Source organism: Pseudomonas paracarnis, from assembly GCF_904063055.1.
GTDB classification, from domain to species: domain Bacteria; phylum Pseudomonadota; class Gammaproteobacteria; order Pseudomonadales; family Pseudomonadaceae; genus Aquipseudomonas; species Aquipseudomonas paracarnis.
The window spans coordinates 167592-184960 of the sequence record NZ_CAJFCN010000011.1; the positions used below are offsets into that span (position 1 = coordinate 167592).

General features: G+C 60.9%; 11 protein-coding genes. 1 reads left to right on the forward strand and 10 read right to left on the reverse strand.

Going from position 1 to position 17369, the window contains the following annotated elements; translation table 11 throughout:
* Nucleotides 1-86 precede the first annotated feature (86 nt).
* The 10 genes from JMV15_RS21875 to JMV15_RS21920 form a co-directional block, all read right to left on the reverse strand.
* Nucleotides 87-1037 carry a FecR domain-containing protein gene (locus JMV15_RS21875; RefSeq protein WP_038448395.1) on the reverse strand — a complete coding sequence of 317 codons (951 nt, stop codon included), beginning with the start codon at nt 1035-1037 and terminating at the stop codon, nt 87-89.
* Nucleotides 1034-1543 carry a sigma-70 family RNA polymerase sigma factor gene (locus tag JMV15_RS21880; protein ID WP_019819531.1) on the reverse strand — a complete coding sequence of 170 codons (510 nt, stop codon included), beginning with the start codon at nt 1541-1543 and terminating at the stop codon, nt 1034-1036. The genes JMV15_RS21875 and JMV15_RS21880 overlap by 4 nt, the downstream gene beginning before the upstream one ends.
* Before the next feature lie 74 nt (nt 1544-1617).
* A complete protein-coding gene (locus JMV15_RS21885) occupies nt 1618-3063 on the reverse strand; it encodes an efflux transporter outer membrane subunit (RefSeq protein WP_014716374.1) in 1446 nt (481 codons plus the stop codon).
* Entirely contained in the window at nt 3060-4118 is a 1059-nt protein-coding gene (locus JMV15_RS21890; protein WP_201491918.1) for an HlyD family secretion protein, read from the reverse strand. The genes JMV15_RS21885 and JMV15_RS21890 overlap by 4 nt, the downstream gene beginning before the upstream one ends.
* Nucleotides 4119-4133: 15 nt before the next feature.
* Complete coding sequence (locus JMV15_RS21895) at nt 4134-5669, reverse strand: MFS transporter (RefSeq protein ID WP_014716372.1); 1536 nt, start codon at nt 5667-5669, stop codon at nt 4134-4136.
* A 226-nt stretch (nt 5670-5895) separates the two neighbouring features.
* Nucleotides 5896-6816: a LysR family transcriptional regulator gene (locus tag JMV15_RS21900; protein WP_003187445.1), complete on the reverse strand. Its 921-nt coding sequence runs from the start codon at nt 6814-6816 to the stop codon at nt 5896-5898.
* Between the two features lie 60 nt (nt 6817-6876).
* Complete coding sequence (locus JMV15_RS21905) at nt 6877-7749, reverse strand: TauD/TfdA dioxygenase family protein (protein ID WP_014716370.1); 873 nt, start codon at nt 7747-7749, stop codon at nt 6877-6879.
* Between the two features lie 215 nt (nt 7750-7964).
* On the reverse strand, nt 7965-9329 hold the full coding sequence (locus JMV15_RS21910; RefSeq protein WP_014716369.1) for an HlyD family type I secretion periplasmic adaptor subunit: 1365 nt from the start codon (nt 9327-9329) through the stop codon (nt 7965-7967).
* Nucleotides 9319-11475: a type I secretion system permease/ATPase gene (locus JMV15_RS21915; RefSeq protein WP_019819525.1), complete on the reverse strand. Its 2157-nt coding sequence runs from the start codon at nt 11473-11475 to the stop codon at nt 9319-9321. Before JMV15_RS21915 ends, JMV15_RS21910 begins: the two co-directional genes overlap by 11 nt.
* A gap of 40 nt (nt 11476-11515) precedes the next feature.
* Nucleotides 11516-12871 (reverse strand): TolC family outer membrane protein, encoded by a 1356-nt coding sequence (locus JMV15_RS21920; protein WP_014716368.1) that lies wholly within the window; start codon nt 12869-12871, stop codon nt 11516-11518.
* 336 nt (nt 12872-13207) lie between these two features.
* Here JMV15_RS21920 and JMV15_RS21925 point away from each other — a divergent pair.
* A partial coding sequence (locus tag JMV15_RS21925; RefSeq protein WP_201491919.1) for a retention module-containing protein occupies nt 13208-17369 on the forward strand: 4162 nt, incomplete at its 3' end.

The following is a 17369-nucleotide window of genomic DNA, read 5'->3' on the forward strand; positions in this document are numbered from 1 at the left end:
ACTCCCCGTGAGAACGCTTCTTGATTGGCTTTCAAGAGGTATCCCGAACGGGCCGCAAAAACCGACAAGCCCTGTACAAAGTATTTTCAGATCCGCGCCTTGATCGTTACCCAATAACGGGTCACCGCCTGCACGTGCACGGGCAACGAACGCTCCAAGGCGGCCAGGATCGCGTCGGTGTCGTTCAGCGGGAACACGCCGGTCAACAGCAGGTTCGACACCGCCTGATCACAGCGCAACAGGCCCGGGCGGTAGCGACTCAGTTGCGCCACGAACTCACCCAACGGCTGACGTTCGGCAACCAGACGATGCTCGGTCCAACTGCTGGCATTGGCGCTCACTGCCGGCAACGCGGTGCTTTGACGCGCGTTGAACCACAGGCTGTCCCCTGCCTGCATATGCACCGGCGCACCCTGCAACGGCGTGACCCGCAGGCAACCTTCATACAAATCCACACGGCTGCCGTCGGGCAATTCACGTACCGCAAAGCGCGTGCCCAACGCCTGTACATCACCGGCAGGCGTTTCGACGATCAGCGGGCGCGAGGCATCGTGGCCGCTGATCAGCAAGACCTCGCCTCGGATCAGCCGAATACGTCGTTCGGTAGCGCTGAAACGCAGGTCTACGGCGCTGTCACTGTTGAGGTCCAGTTGCGTGCCGTCGCTCAAGGTCATATGGCGAATTTCGCCCGTGGCGGTACGCAGCTCTGCAAAGGCCGCTCGCCAGGGTTCGCTGCGTTGCACCAGGTAGCCGCTGCCACCGGCCACCAACAGCAGGCCGAGCAGTTTGAGCGCGGCCCGACGTTGGGTATCCGGGGTGTCGCGCAATACCGCGCGAGCGCTGTCGGCAGGTACACCGCCCAGGGTGTGTTGCAGCTGCTGCAAGCGCTGCCAGGCGCGGCGGTGTTCCGGGTCAGCGGCCTGCCAGCGGGCAAACGCCTGGCGCTGCTCGCCCTTGAGCTCGCCGCCCCATTGCAGCATCAACCACTCGCTGGCTTGCTCGACAATCGCGGGGGCGATGGGCGCGTCGTGCTTCATTCTTCGTACACCACCTGGTAGCAGGCGACGATGGCGCGGGTCATGTACTTCTGCACCGAGCTGACGGTGACGCCCAGGCGTTCGGCGATTTGCGCATAGCTCAAGCCTTCGAACTGCGAAAGTAAAAACGCACGGCGTACATTGTCGGGCATGCGGTCGAGCATGGCGTCGATCTGCATCAGGGTTTCGAGGATCAGCGCGCGGGTTTCCAGGGAAGGCGACTCGGGCTCGGGCAGGTGCGCGATGCTTTCCAGGTACGCACGTTCGATGCGCAGGCGGCGCCATTGGTCGATCACCAGGTTACGGGCGATCTGCGCCAAATAGCTGCGGCTTTCCTTGTCACCCGGGAAACGCCCGGCCACCAGCAGGCGCAGGAAGGTGTCCTGCGCCACATCGGCGGCCTGCTCACGGTCGCCCAGGCGCTTGCGCAACCAGCCTTGCAGCCAGCCGTGATGGTCGCGGTACAGGATGTGAAGCTGTTGCTGGCCGTCAGTCGCGATGCCCATGAAAAGCTCAGAAGTGTTATTGAGAGCAATTATCATTACATCTTATTTGACGACTGACAAAAACTCTTTCTCACTCAGCGCCCAGCGGCCTGCAACGGATACACCGACTCCCACCCTCCTCCCAACGCTTTGTACAGCCCGACCATGGCCAATGACACGCCGGTGGAGCTCTCCACCCACTGTTCCTGAGTCGCCAACAACGCACTCTGCACGGTGAGTACGTTGACGAAATCCGCCACGCCTTCGACGTACTGGTGTTGGGCGGTGGTCAGCGCAATTTGGTTCTGGCGCACGGCTTCCGCGAGGCTGTCGCGGCGCAGTTGGCTGGCGTTGTAGCGGGTCAGTTGGTCGTCGATTTCATGCCAGGCACGCAGCACGGTTTGCTGGTAGGCCAGGGCCGCTTCCTGTTGCTGGGCTTCGCGTAAATCCACCATGCCTTGCAGGCGCCCGCCGTTGAACAGCGGCAGGCTCAACTGCGGGCCGAAGGCAAAGGCACGGGAACCCCAGGAGCCGAAATCCGAGAGCTGCATGGCTTGGGAGCCGAGGCTGCCAGACAGGGTGATGCGCGGGTAGAAGTCGCCCTTGGCCACGCCGATGCTGGCAGTGGCAGCGTGCAGGCGGGCTTCGGCTTGGCGGATGTCGGGGCGACGCTCGGCGAGTTCCGATGGCAGGCCGATCGCGACCTGGCGTTGGGTTTGCGGCACGGGAGCGTCTTTGGACAACTGCGCGTGCAAGGCCTGAGGCGGCTCGCCCATCAGCAGGCTAAGGGCGTTGATCAATTGGTCCTGGCGCTGTTGTAAATCCGGCAGGCGCGCTTCGATAGCCGCGACCTGGGCGGCGGCTTCGGCCACATCCAGGTCGGTGGCCACGCCGTCGGCCAACCGCAATTGCGAGAGCTTGAGGCTGTGGCGCGCAACATCAAGGTTTTGCTCGGTGACGGCACGGGTGTTTTGGACGCCGCGCAGTTGGATATAGTCCTGGGCAGTCTCGGCCAGCACCGATAACAACACGGCGCGACGGTCGTTTTCGGCAACTTCCAGCGTGGCGTCGGCTGCTTCGGTTTCACGCTTGACCCGGCCCCAGAAATCCAGCTCCCAAGAGGCCGAGAAGCCCATGTCCCATTGGTTGAAGGCTGCGCGGCCATTCTCGCCGGAGGGGTCGTTCAAGCCTTTGCCACTGTTACGTTTGCGCTGGTAGCCGCCGCCCGCATCGACATTCGGGTAGCGCTCGGCGGTGGTTACCTGACGTACCGCGCGGCTCTGTTGCAGGCGGCTGCTGGCCAACTTCAGGTCGAGGTTATCGCTGAGGGCGCGGCGTGTCAGGGCTGAGAGCTGCGCGTCGTGGAACACGTCCCACCAGCGCTCCTGCAAGGGATCGCTGACGGCACGGCTGGCAGCTTGTCGGCCCTGAGGTTCGCTCCATTGATTGATCTGCGGGCTCTCGGGCCGCTGGAAGTCGGGACCGACCGTGCAGGCACTCAGGGTGATCAGGCTCAAGGTGAGCCAGGCAACGTGTTTCATTGCTGGGCCACCTCACGCTGCTGCTCGACGGGCCGGGTATCGACGCTGGCTTCTACCGACATGCCCACGCGCAGGCGCTCAGTCAATGGCTGGTTCGGCTCAAGCACGATCTTCACCGGAATACGCTGCACCACCTTGGTGAAGTTGCCGGTGGCGTTGTCGGGTTTGACCGAGGCGAAGGTCACTCCCGTGGCTGGCGCAAGGCTTTCCAGATGGCCTTTGAGCAGTTCGCCGTCAAGGCTGTCGACGCTGACTTGCACCGCTTGCCCCGCGTGCATATGCGACAGTTGGGTCTCTTGGAAATTGGCCACCACATAGGCTTCAGAAAGCGGCACGACCGCAAGGATCTTGCTGCCCGGTGTCACGTAGGCGCCGACCCGCACCGCACGCTCACCGACCATGCCATCCACCGGTGCGACAATGCGCGTGTAAGACAGCTGATAACTGGCCATTTCCAGCGCGGCCTGGGCGCGTTTGAGTCCACCTTCGGCGGCGTCACGCTGGGCGGTGAGGATTTCCACCTGCTTGCGTTCGGCGGCCAGCACGGCGGTGGATTTAGCCAGGCGCGCAGTAGCCTGGTCGATGCGCGTCTTGGCTTGCTGGGCGTTCTGCACGGTGCCCGCACCGATGCCGGCAAGGTGGTTGTAGCGGTTCAGTTCGTGTTCGGCAAAGGCCACTTCGGCGCGATCTGCTGCCACGGTGGCCTGGGCCTGGGCGATCACCGAGCTTTGGCGCTCCAGGGTCGCGCTGGCGTTTTTCAGCTGGGCCTGGGCGACCAGGGTGTCGGCATCGGCGGCCTGGGCGGCGGCGCGAAAATCGCGGTCGTCGATCAACGCCAACAGTTGCCCGGCTTTGACACGCTGGTTGTCTTCCACCAGCACTTCCTTGATAAAGCCGGCAACGCGGGGAGCGACCAGGGTGAAATCCGCCGCGACGAAGGCGTCGTTGGTGGTCTGGTGCTTGCTGCCCAGTACGCCCGGCGCAACCAGGTAAACCAGCACACCGACGGCAAATACGGCGATAACGGAGACGGCAATTTTATCTTTGCGTTTCATGGAAAGTCCTTGTGGTCAGGCCGGAGCGCGAGGCGGAAAGATCCGCGTGGGCATCCAGAAAATCAGCAGGATCAACGCCACCGCGACACCGGCCATGACGACGTAAAGATCCGAAGAGGTCAGCACCACGGTCTGCTCGTGCAAGCGGTGGGCGAGGCCCGGCGCGTCAGCGTCGGCAAGGGGCGAATTGCCCAGGCGGTCTACTAACATGGTTGAATGGAAATGCCCGCGCTGGGTGGTCAATGTATCCAGCACCGCAGTGGCGATCACAGCGGCCAGGCCCTTGACGGTGTTGAACCAGGCCGAGGCAAACGGCCCTTCGATGGGTTGGATACTGCCGGTGGACAGCATCAGCAGCGGCAGCACGGCCATGGGCTGACCGAAAATCTGCAGCAGGTACCAGCCATAAAAGTCGTCACGAATCCACGCCGAGGTCAGGTGGGAACTGCCGAGGCAGCACAGCACCAACATACTCAGGCCAATGCCCAGCACCCAGCGGCAATCGACCCAGCGCAGGTTGCACAGCGCCGCCACCAGCGGCAGCGCGATCAACTGCGGCAACGCCATCAGCAGCATCACCGGTGCGGTCTGCAGCGGCCGGTAGCCCTGAACCTGAGCGAGGAAACTGGACGGGATGATGATCACCGAGGTCAGCACCATCAGCACGCCGGCCAGCACGATCAAGGCAAACGCCAGGTTGCGCAGGCCGAGCATCTGCAAGTTGAAGAAGGGCAGTGGCTGTGACCATTCGTTGAGCATGAACAGCGCCAGCAACACTGTGCCGCCACACAGCAGGAAGGTAATCAGGCCCGACTCGAACCAGTCCAGGCGATTGCCTTGCAACAGGCCGATCACCAGCATGCAAATCGCCGGGAAGCCCAACAGCAAACCACGCCAGTTGAACTGCTTGAAGCGCTCCAGGCGCAGTGGGTCTTGTGGCAAACCGTAGGCCACGGCCGCCATGGCCAGCAGGCACGGCGCGACGATCTGCCAGAACGCCCACTGCCAGCCGACGTATTCGGTCCACAACGCCGCCAGCGGCGTGCCCAGGCTGGGGCCGAAGGTGGCGGTCAGTGCGTAACCGGCCAAGCCATACAGCTTGACGTTGGCCGGCAGGAAACGCAGTGCCACGGTCATCAGCATCGGCGGCAGCGCGCCACCGGCCAGACCTTGCACGGTACGCAGCAGCAGCAGGCTTTCGTAGTTGGGTGCGAACGGGCAGAGGATGCCCAGCACGGTGAACAAGCCGATGGCGCACAGCGTGAAACGGCGCAGGGAAAACGTCACCGAACACCACGGCGCAAACGCCATGGCTGCCACGGAAGTGGCGGTGTAGGCGGCGACCAGCCAGGTGCCTTCATCAAAGCCGATGTATAGCGCACCACGGATATCGGCGAGGGCGACCTTGGTGACCATTTCGTTGAGACCGGAGACCAGTACCGCCAGCAATACGCCGAGCAAGCCGATGATGATGCGCGGGCCGAATACGGGTGGGCTCAGAGCCGTAGGTTTGGCTGCGGCCTGGAGGACGGGGGCAGCGAGGGACGTCATGAACAGGTAACTCGGAATAAGAAATACCCGAGCAGTTTAATCAGGCACTCTCATGACAAAAAGTTACTTGTTAGCAGGTTATAAGTGCGTCAGACGCAACTTTGAACATCAACACTGAACCCTGTGGGAGCTGGCTTGCCTGCGATTGCGGCCTGACAGATGAAAATGTGTTGTCTGACGCGCCGCTATCGCAGGCAAGCCAGCTCCCACATTGATTGCGTTCGCTTTATACCGGCTGGGCTTCTAGCCAGGTGGCATGACAGCTCTCGCGCATGGTTTCGCGCAGCCACTTATGGGCCGGGTCTTTGTCGAAGCGTGGGTGCCAGGATTGGGCCAGAACCAGGGTTTGCAGTGGAATCGGCAAGGCAAATGCGCGCAGTGGCAGGTTCAGACGCTTGGCGCTCAGGAGGGCTTCCTTGGGTACCGGCAACAGCAGGTCGGAATCGGGCAGCATGAACATCGCACCGTGAAAGCCTGGGGCGATCATGGCCACCCGGCGCTCCAGGCCCTGAGCATTCAACGCAGTATCGATGGGCCCACGGGCGATGCCGCGCCGGGAGATGCTGATGTGGGAGTAGCTGGCAAAGCGTGCCGCCGTGATTTCTTCGTCGAACAACGGGTGGTCTTGCCGCGCCAGACCGACAAAGGTGGTGGAGAACAGGTTCTGCACCTTCACTTCCGGGCTGGCCGGCATGGTGTTGCTCACCCGCAAGTCCAACCGCCCTTCGCGCAGGGCTTCATCGTCAGTGTCGCCTTCGGGCACAAAGCGCAGCTCACACAGCGGCGCCACACGCTCCATGGTGTCGAACAGTCGCCCGCCATACACGCCGATGAAAAAGTCATTGGCGCGCACGCTGAAACGACGGCGCAAGGTGCTCAAATCGACTTGGTCCGCCGAACGGAACAACAACGCAGCCTGCTCCACCACATTGCGCACCTGGCCTTGCAGCTCGAGCGCCTTGGGCGTCGGCACCAGGCCACGGCCGGCACGCACCAGGATCGGGTCACCGACCGCTTCACGGATACGCGTGAGGGTGCGGCTCATGGCGGCCGGGCTGAGGTTCATCCGCCGCGCGGCGCCCACCACACTGCCCTCGTCGAGCAACGCGTCGAGGGCGACCAACAGGTTCATGTCCGGTAGTTGCATGCCAAGCACTCGTGGTTCGTTGGGAGTGAACTGGGCGCAATCCTAGCAGGCTTTATCGGGTTAGAAAGGCGCATCCCCCTGAATGGTGGTACGGAACAATTTGCGCCGCAGGTGGCTTGGGCAACCAGCGGCCAGGTGGATCAGCGAGCGGTTATCCCAGAACACCAGGTCGTGGGGCTGCCACTGATGGCGGTAGATGTTTTCCGGCAGCACGCTATGGGCGTAGAGCTGGGCCAGCAGGTCACGGCTTTCGTCATCGGGCAGGCCGACGATACGGGTGGTGAAGCCCTCGCTGACGAACAGCGCCTTACGGCCGTTTTCCGGGTGGGTGCGCACAACGGGGTGCACCACTTCGGCAACCTGGGCGAGCTGTTCGGGGGTAAGGGTTGGGCGCCAGTTGCCTTCGAATTTGGTCTCGCTGTAGCGCGCGGTGTAGGAATGCGCGGCGCTGCGGCCTTCGACCGCGTTGCGCAGGTGACCTGGCAAGTGCTCCCAGGCTTTGTGCATATCGGCGAACAGGGTGTCGCCGCCTTCAGATGGCAGTTCCTGGGCATGCAGCATCGAACCCAGGCTGGGCAGTTCTTTGTATGACAGGTCCGAATGCCAGAACTTGCCCGCATCCCCCAGGCCGATGGATTGGCCATTCTCGATGATATTGGAGACGATCAGGATCTCGGGGTGGTTGGCCAACAGGAACTGTTTGAGCACATGGATCTGCAACACGCCGAAACGGCGGCTGAAGGCGATCTGTTGTTCGGGGGTGATGCGTTGGTCGCGGAACACGATGACGTGATGGTCCAAGTGTGCGCGGTGGATGCGGGCGAAGTCCTGCTCGTTGACTGGACGGGATAAGTCCAGGCCGATGATCTCGGCGCCGACGCTGCCGGGGAACGGGTGGATGTCGAAGCTTTGGAGGGCGGTGGTGGCAGACATTTGATTCATTCCCGGCGGACAGGGGAGTGAATTTATAGGCATAAGGATGGAAGCTTAAATACCGTTAACGCATATGGATATGGCGTTTGGTTTGAGTTGTAGAGTGATGCTGACGGCCTCATCGGGGGCAAGCCCCCTCCCACATTTTGATTTGTGAACCCATTCAAATGTGGGAGCTGGCTTGCCTGCGATGAGGTCGGTACAGGCGCTGAAGATCAACGCTCGTGCAACGCCTCGGCCCGCGCCTTGATGATCGGTTTTAGCAGATAGCTGAGGATGCTTTTCTTGCCGGTGATGATATCCACCGAAGCAACCATGCCGGGGATGATCAGCAGCGGCTTCTCATCGGTACCCAAGTGGCTGCGGTCGGTGCGCAGAGTGATCATGTAGTAGGTGGTCTTCTTGTCTTCATCAGTGATGGTGTCGGCGCCGATGCGTTCGAGCTTGGCCTTCAGGCCACCGTAGACCGTGTAGTCGTAAGCGGTGAACTTGACCACCGCTTCCTGCCCTGGGTGCAGGAAGGCGATGTCTTGCGGGCGGATCTTGGCTTCTACCAGCAGGGTGTCGTCCAGCGGCACGATTTCGACCATGTCGCTGCCCGGCTGGATCACACCGCCAACGGTGTTGACCAGCAACTGCTTGACGATCCCGCGCACGGGCGAGGTGACCAGGGTGCGACTGACCCGGTCTTCCAGCGCGCGGCCGGTGGACTCGGCCTTGTTCAGTTCAGTACGGGCTTCGTTGAGTTGGGTCAGGGCTTCGCTGCGGAATTTGCCGCGGGTTTCATCGATCTTGCGTTGCACTTCCTTGATCGCCGATTCAGCACGCGGGATCGCTAGAGTGGTAGCGTCCAACTGTCCGCGGGTTTCCATTTCGGCGCGCTTGAGGCGCAGCACTTCTACCGGCGACACCGCGCCCTGGGCCACCAGCGGCTCGGACATGTTGATTTCCTGGCGTTGCAGGGACAACTGGCTGCGGTATTGGCCCTGCTTGGAAGTGAACTCGCGCAGTTCCTGTTGGCGCTGTACCAGTTGTTCCTGCAAACCGCCCACTTCATCCTTCAACTGTTGACGGCGGCTTTCATACAAGGAGCGCTCGTTGGCGGCCTGGCTCGGCGCGGCCTTTAACACCTCGTCAGGGATGTTCAGCGGGCGGTCATCCACCTGCGCGCTCAAACGCTCGACGCGCAGTTGCATGGCCAGGCGCAGGGCTTCGGTTTCCCCGGCGTTGGAGACAAACCGCGTGTCGTCGAGACGAATCAACGGCGCGCCGGCCTCTACGATCTGGCCTTCCTTGACGTACAACTCGGCGACGATACCGCCTTCCAGGTTCTGGATTTTCTGCAACTTGGACGACGGAATCGCCTTGCCGTCGCCACGGGTCACTTCGTCTATCTGGGAGAAACCGGCCCACACCACCAGGAATACAAAGAACGCGATTATCGCCCAGATGGTCAGGCGGATGACCCGTGGCGCATCTTCGATCAGCGCCTTGTTGACCTCGGGCAGCGGCTGGCCCTGCAGCGAATCGGAGCCTTTGAAGTAGCGGCCGACCGCACTCTTGATGGAGTTAAGCAACACTGATCTGCCCCTTCTTCAACGCTTCCATGACCACGGCTTTCGGGCCGTCCGCGAGAATCTGCCCACGGTCGACCACCAGCAGGCGGTCGACCAGAGAGAGCAGTGAGGCTCGGTGCGTAACCAGCACCACGGTCTTGTTTTGCACCACGGCTTGCAGGCGTTGCTTCAAGCGTTCTTCACCGGTGTTGTCCATGGCGCTGGTGGGTTCGTCCAGCAACAGCATGGGCGGGTTGAGCAGCAGCGCACGGGCCAGGGCAACGTTCTGGCGCTGGCCGCCGGACAGGTTCTGCCCACGCTCGCCGACTTGCAGTTCGTAGCCTTGGGGATGCAGACGGGCAAATTCGTGCACGCCGGCCAGTTCGGCAGCTTGCAAAACCATTTCATCCTCGACGTAGCGCGCACCGCTGACCAGGTTGTCGCGCAGGGTGCCGGCCAGCAATTGAATATCTTGGGCGACATAGCCGATGTTGTGGCGCAGCTCGCTCACGTCGATCTGGCGCACGTCCACGCCGTCCACCAGCAAGGAGCCGGAGTCGGGTTGGTAAAGGCCGACGATCAACTTGGCCAGGGAGCTTTTGCCCGAGCCGCTGCGGCCGATGATGCCGATTTTCTCCCCTGGCTTGATCACCAGGTTGATGTTCTTCAGCGCCAGGTTCTGCTGGTTCGGGTAAGTGAAGTTCAGGCCCCGGCACTCGATGGCGCCTTGCAGGGTGCGACGGCTCATGGGGCGCTCTTCGAAGTTGCGCTCCTGGGGCAGCTCCATCATCTGGTCCACCGAGGTCATGGTGACCTTGGCTTGCTGGTAGCGCGTCAGCAGGCCCGACAGCGAGGCCAACGGGCTCAAGGCGCGGCCACTGAGCATGTAGCAGGCAATCAGGCCGCCCATGCTGAGGTTGCCGTCGATGATCTGGTACACGCCGAACACGATCATGATCACGCCGGCCAGTTGCTGGATCAGCAGGGTCATGTTCATCGACAGGCCCGACAGCAACTTCACCCGCAGCTCAAGCCGGCTAAGGGTGCCGATGGTCTGCTCCCAGCCATACTGGCGCTCGCTTTCGGCATTGTTGACCTTGACCGCATCGAGCCCGGCGAGGGTTTCGATCAGGCTCGACTGGCGCTCGGCGGCCAGCGCCATCGTGCGTTCCATGGTCGCGACCAGGGGCTTCTGCAAGGCGTAGCCGATGCCCAGGGCGAGCGGGAACGCCAACACTGGAATCCACACCAGGTGCCCGCCGAGAATGGCGATGACCAGGAAGATCAGCAGCGTAAACGGCAGGTCGATCAGGCTGGTGAGGGTCAGCGACGCGAGGAAGTCGCGCAGGCTTTGAAACTCGTGGATGTTCTGCGCGAAGCTGCCGACCCGCGCCGGGCGGTATTTCATGGACATGCCGACGATGCGCTCGAACAGCGTGGCCGAGATGATCAGGTCGGTTTTTTTACCGGCCAGGTCCAGGCACAGGCTGCGCAGGCTCTTGAGGATCAGGTCGAACAGGTAGGCACCACAGATACCCACGGCCAGCACCCACAGGGTGGCGGTGGCCTGGTTCGGCACGACGCGGTCGTACACGTTCATCACGAACAGCGGCGCGGCCATGGCGATGATGTTGATCAGGAAGCTGGCGGCGATGGCGTCGGTGTAGAGCCAGCGTGAACGCATGAGGGTGTCACGGAACCACGAGCGTGCCCGCGGAATCAGGCTGCCGTGGTTGACGTCGAACTTGTGCTGCGGCTGTGCAAAGAAGACTTTGCCGATGTAGTCGTCGGCCAGTGCTTCGCGCTTGATCAGCACTTCACCGCCGTCGCTTTCGCTGAGCAGGATCCGCGCTTGATCTTCGCCCTCCCAGCCCACCAGCACGGTACTGCGACCGTCCTTGAGCAACAGCAGCGCCGGCAGTGCAATGGTCGGGATCTGTTCCAGCTTGCGTTGCAGCAGCCGGCCTTGCAACCCGGCCCGCGCAGCGGCACGCGATAGCAACTCGGCACTCAACCGTTGCGAAGGCAGCGGCAGGCCGGTGGTGAGCATGGCCGCACTGGCCGGTTTTTGATGCAGGGCGCAGAGCGCCAACAACCCGTCGAGTAACGGGTCGTCGTGCAGTGCGCGTGGATCATGACTGAGATGAACTCGACTGACTTCAGGTTCCACGCGGGCACTCTCGACTAACAGATGGGGCTATTGGGGTGGCTCAATTCATCCCAGGCAGTTGGACTTTAGGTTTCACGTCGTTCTGCACGACGGAGGCCATTGGTGCAACCACTCCCTGGCTCTTGAGCAATTCGCCCATGGTCGCCTTGATTCGGTACTGAGTAAATAACTGAATGTTCTTGATTTCTTCCAGGCGGCGGGAAGCGGTGAACAATTCATTTTCGCTGTCGAGCAAATCCAACAGGGTACGTTGACCAAGGCTGAACTGTTGCTGGTAGGACGTACGTACGCGAGTGCTGTGATCCACGTACTGCTGGGCAACCGGCAATTGCGCGTTGGCGTTGTTCAGGGCGTTCCAAGCCAAGCCTAGCTCTTCATTGAGTTGGCGCAAGGCGTTGTTGCGAATGTCCAGCGCCTGGTTGGCCTGGTAGGACTTCGATTGCAGGTCGGCCTTGTTGCTGCCACCGGCGAACAGGTTGAAGCGCATGCGCACCATGGCTTCCCAGCCATTGCTGTGGTTGGGGTCACCGGAGACGTTGTTGTCGGCGTTGGTGCCCAGCTCAGCGTCAAAGCGTGGGTAGAAGGTGGATTTGGCGGCGTCGTACTGCTTCTCGGCGGCAGAGATATCCGACTCGGCCGAACGCAGTACCGGGCTGTTGTCGAGCATCTGGCGACGGGCTTCATTCAGGTCTGCCGGCAGCATGGCCATGAACGGGGCCGGACGCTCGAGTTCGTCGGGCATCTGGCCGACGGCGCTGAGGTAGTTGACCTGCGCATCGGCCAGGTTGGTCTGCTCGGTGATCAAGTTGTTACGGGCCTGGGCCAGGCGGGCTTCAGCCTGGTCCTGGTCGGCACCGTTGCCGACGCCGCGCTCGGTGCGCAACTTGATCTGGTCGTAGATGCGCTCGTGGTTGCGCAGGTTGTCTTCGGCCAGGCGTACGAACTCACGGCGGGTCAATACTTCCAGGTAAACCTGGGCAACGGTCAGCGCAGTGCGCTCGGAAGTCCCCAGCAAGGAGTAAGCGCGGGAATTAACGTTGGCTTGTTGACGCCCGACTTCGCTGGAGGTAGCAAAACCGTCAAAAATCATTTGCTGCAGGCGCAGGCTGGATTCGCCGCGATTGAGCGTGTCCCAGTGATTGCCGCCAGGGTTGTTGGCGCGGGTGGTGGCGTTGTCGGTTCCTTGGCGGCCGTATCCGGCGTTCAGATCGACACGCGGCAGGTAGCCACCTTGTGCGGCGCGCAATTGGTAATCGGCGGCGATGCGGCTGTTAACACCCGCCTGGATTTCCGGGTGTACATCCAATGCCTGTTGCATGGCTTGGGGCAGTGTCTGGGCTTGTACGAAACTGGCGGCGAGAGCGAACGGTATTGCCTTGAACAGGTGCAGACGCATTTAAAATTTCCCCAAGACTTCTTGTCTTAAATCACAGCGATTAGCACCGCTGCGTCGGATAATGGCTACCGTAATGACCGTACGTCGGAAAGTTCGAAAAGCGGAACTGCTTCACACATGTAGGACGGTTCGCCGCATAAATATCAATGTGACATTACTAGGGCGATTGTTTAGGATGACGCCCATAAGGTCAATAGTTTGGCACAAACTAGATAGCTAAAAAATCCAGCCAAATATTTGACGTCAATGCATTTATAGACTACGCCCCCAGATTGGCAGCGCTAATAGCGCGCTGCGAAATGGATTTGTCGAAACGGATCGCCGGAGAAAATTTTAATGAGCAGTGTTGTTGCCACCGTCAAAAGCATTGTTGGTCAAGTTTTCGTAATTTCTCCGGAAGGTGCCCGTCGCGTCCTTGTAGAAGGTGATCGTCTGTTTGCCGGCGACCAGATCGACACCGGTCTGTCGGGCGCCGTGAGCCTGGAACTGGCCGACGGTCGCATCCTGGACCTGGGCCGGGACACCCAGTGGAGCGCCGATATGCCGGACTCCACCGCCGACCTGGCAGCGGCCAGCGAGCAAGCCGCACCCTCGGTGGCCGAGCTGCAACAAGCCATCGCCGCCGGCGCCGACCCGACCACCGACCTGGAAGCCACTGCCGCCGGCGCAAACGCTGCCGGTAATGGTGCTGCCGGGGGCGGCCACAGCTTCGTGGTGCTGGACGCGACCGCCGGCCGTGTAGACCCGACCATCGGCTTCCCCACCGCACCCATCGGCCAAGGCACTTCGGCACTCAACGCCCTGAGCGGAGCACCAGGCTCGGCAGACTCGGGTAACCAAGTGCTGCAGCCTTCGACCCTGACCCTGAGCGCGACGCCGACCATCACCGAAGCGGGCGGCGTGCTGACCTACACCGCTACCGTGACCCGGCCATCCACCAGTGACCTGACCGTCACCTTGACCAATGGCGCGGTGATTACCATCCCGTCGGGCCAGTTGACCGGCACCGTCAATGTGCCCTTGGCCCCCAATGACAGCCCGTACATCGACCCGGGCCAGATAAGCGTCGGCGTTACCGGTACCACCGGCGGCGGCAACCTGGTATTGACCATCGACCCTAACCCGGCCGTGACGCAGATCACCGACACCATCGACACCACCACCGTCACCCTGACCGCTGGTTCGACCGTGACCGAAGGCGGCCAGATCACCTACACCGCCACCCTGACCAATCCAGCGCAGACCCCGGTGAACGTCACCTTGAGCAATGGCTCGGTGATCACCATCAAGGCTGGTGAGTCGACAGGCACTGTTGTCGTTGATACGCCGGCTAACGATGTCTACAACAACGGTTCGACGATCAGCACCACGATCACGGGCGCAACGGGCGGTAACTTCGAGAATCTGGTACCGAATACCACGCCTGCGGTCACCACCATTACCGATTCGATCGACACCACCACGGTCACTCTGACCGCAGGTTCGACCGTGACCGAAGGCGGCCAGATCACCTACACCGCCACCTTGACCAACCCGGCGCAGACCCCGGTGAACGTCACCTTGAGCAATGGCTCGGTGATCACCATCAAGGCCGGTGAGTCGACGGGTAGCGTTGTGGTTGATACGCCAGCTAACGACGTCTACAACAATGGCTCTACCGTCAGCACCACGATCACCGGTACAACGGGCGGTAACTTCGAGAATCTGGTACCGAATACCACGCCTGCGGTCACGACCATTACCGATTCGATCGATGCCACCACGGTCACCCTGACCGCAGGTTCGACCGTGACTGAAGGCGGCCAGATCACCTATACCGCCACGCTGACCAACCCGGCGCAAACGCCGGTGAACGTCACTTTGAGCAATGGCTCGGTGATCACCATCAAGGCCGGCGAATCGACAGGCAGCGTTGTCGTTGATACGCCGGCTAATGACGTCTACGTCAACGGCAGCACCGTCAGTACGACGATTACGAGTACGACTGGCGGCAATTTCGAGAGCCTGGTGCCGAGCACCACGCCAGCGATTACCACCATTACCGATTCGATCGACACCACCACTGTGACGCTGACAGCGCCAATCGAGGCGAACGAAGGTGGGCAGGTTACGTATACCGCCACGCTTTCCAACAAAGCTGGCACAGATGTCACGCTGAAGTTGGATAACGGTTCGTCGATCACCATCAAGGCTGGCGAGACCGTTGGCACCGTAACTGTCCCTGCGCCTAGCGATGATGTGTTCATCGACAAAAGCACGCAGACCGTCCAGATCACTGAGACCTCTGGCGGCAACTTCGAGAAATTGGAAGTTGCAGGCAATGGCGCAACCACCACGATCAACGACACCCTCGACAAAGTTGATGTGGTGCTGACGGCAACTCCTACCGTTGGTGAAGGCGGCAATATCGTCTACACCGCTAGCCTTGTGGATAAGAACGGCGCGCCGGTGACTAACATCACCAACCCGTTGACCGTCACTTTGGATAACGGTCAGACCATTACCATCGGTGTTAACCAATCCAGCGGCACCGTTACTACCGTGGCGCCAGACGATATTTATAAAGGCGATCAGACCGTCACTGCTGCTATCAAGGGTGTGACCGGCGGCGAGCATTTCGAGAACTTGGTTCCTGGTACTACCCCGGTTAATACCACCGTTACGGATACACCAGGCACCGATAACACCACTACGGTGACACTGACCGCTCCGACCGAAGCGAGCGAAGGTGGTCAGATCACCTACACCGCGACCTTGAGCAATAAGGCCGGTACCGACGTCACCTTGAAGCTGGATAACGGCTCTTCGATCACCATCAAGGCTGGAGAAACTGTTGGCACCGTAACCGTGCCTGCGCCTACCGATGACGTGTTCATCGACAAGAGCACCCAGACCGTCCAGATCACCGAAACCATCGGCGGCAACTTCGAAAAACTCGAAGTTGCAGGTAATGGTGCAACCACGACGATCAACGACACCATCGACAAGGTCGATGTAGTCCTGACCGCGACCACCACCGTTGGCGAAGGCGGCAACATCGTCTACACCGCCAGCCTTGTGGATAAGAACGGCGCACCGGTGACCAACATCACCAACCCGTTGACCGTCACCTTGGATAACGGCCAGACCATCACTATTGGCGTAAACCAGTCGAGCGGTTCTATCACCACCATCGCGCCAGACGATGTCTACAAAGGCGACCAGACCGTCACTACCGCCATCAAAGGCGTGACCGGCGGCGAGCACTTTGAAAATCTGGTGCCGGGTACTACGGCGGTGAACACCACTGTCACCGATACCCCCGGTACCGACAACACCACCACCGTGACGCTGACGGCTCCGGCCGAAGCAGACGAGGGTGGGCAGATTACGTACACCGCCACGCTGTCCAACAAAGCTGGCACTGACGTCACGCTGAAGTTGGACAACGGCTCGTCGATTACCATCAAGGCTGGCGAAACTGTTGGCACCGTAACCGTGCCCGCGCCTACCGATGACGTGTTCATCGACAAGAGCACTCAGACCGTCAAGATCACTGAGACTACTGGCGGCAACTTCGAAAAACTGGAAGTTGCAGGCAATGGCGCAACGACCACGATCAACGACACCATCGACAAAGTCGATGTGGTCCTGACCGCCACTACCACCGTTGGCGAAGGCGGCAACATCGTCTACACCGCCAGCCTTGTGGATAAAAACGGCGCACCGGTGACTAACATCACCAACCCGCTGACCGTAACCTTGGACAATGGCGAGACCATCACCATTGGTGTGAATCAGTCGAGCGGTAGCGTTTCGGTTCTTGCTCCTGATGACGTGTACAAGGGCGACCAAACTGTCACCACCGCCATCAAAGGCGTAACCGGCGGCGAGCATTTCGAGAACCTGGTGCCGGGCACTACCGCGGTGAACACCGTCGTTACGGACACACCGGGTACCGACAACACCACTACTGTGACGCTGACCGCTCCGGCCGAGGCAAACGAAGGTGGGCAGATCACGTACACCGCCACGCTTTCCAACAAAGCGGGCACTGACGTAACGCTGAAACTCGACAACGGTTCTTCGATCACCATCAAGGCTGGCGACACTGTTGGCACTGTGACCGTGCCCGCCCCGACCGATGACGTGTTTATCGATAAGAGCACCCAGACCGTTCAGATCACCGAGACCACTGGCGGTAACTTCGAAAAACTGGAAGTGGCAGGCAACGGCGCCACCACCACGATCAACGACACCATCGACAAGGTCGATGTGGTCCTGACCGCCACTACCACCGTCGGCGAAGGCGGCAACATCGTTTACACCGCCAGCCTTGTGGATAAAAACGGTGCGCCGGTGACTAACATCACCAACCCGTTGACCGTCACCTTGGATAACGGCCAGACCATCACTATTGGCGTAAACCAGTCGAGCAGTTCTATCACCACCATCGCGCCAGACGATGTCTACAAAGGCGACCAGACCGTCACTACCGCCATCAAAGGCGTGACCGGCG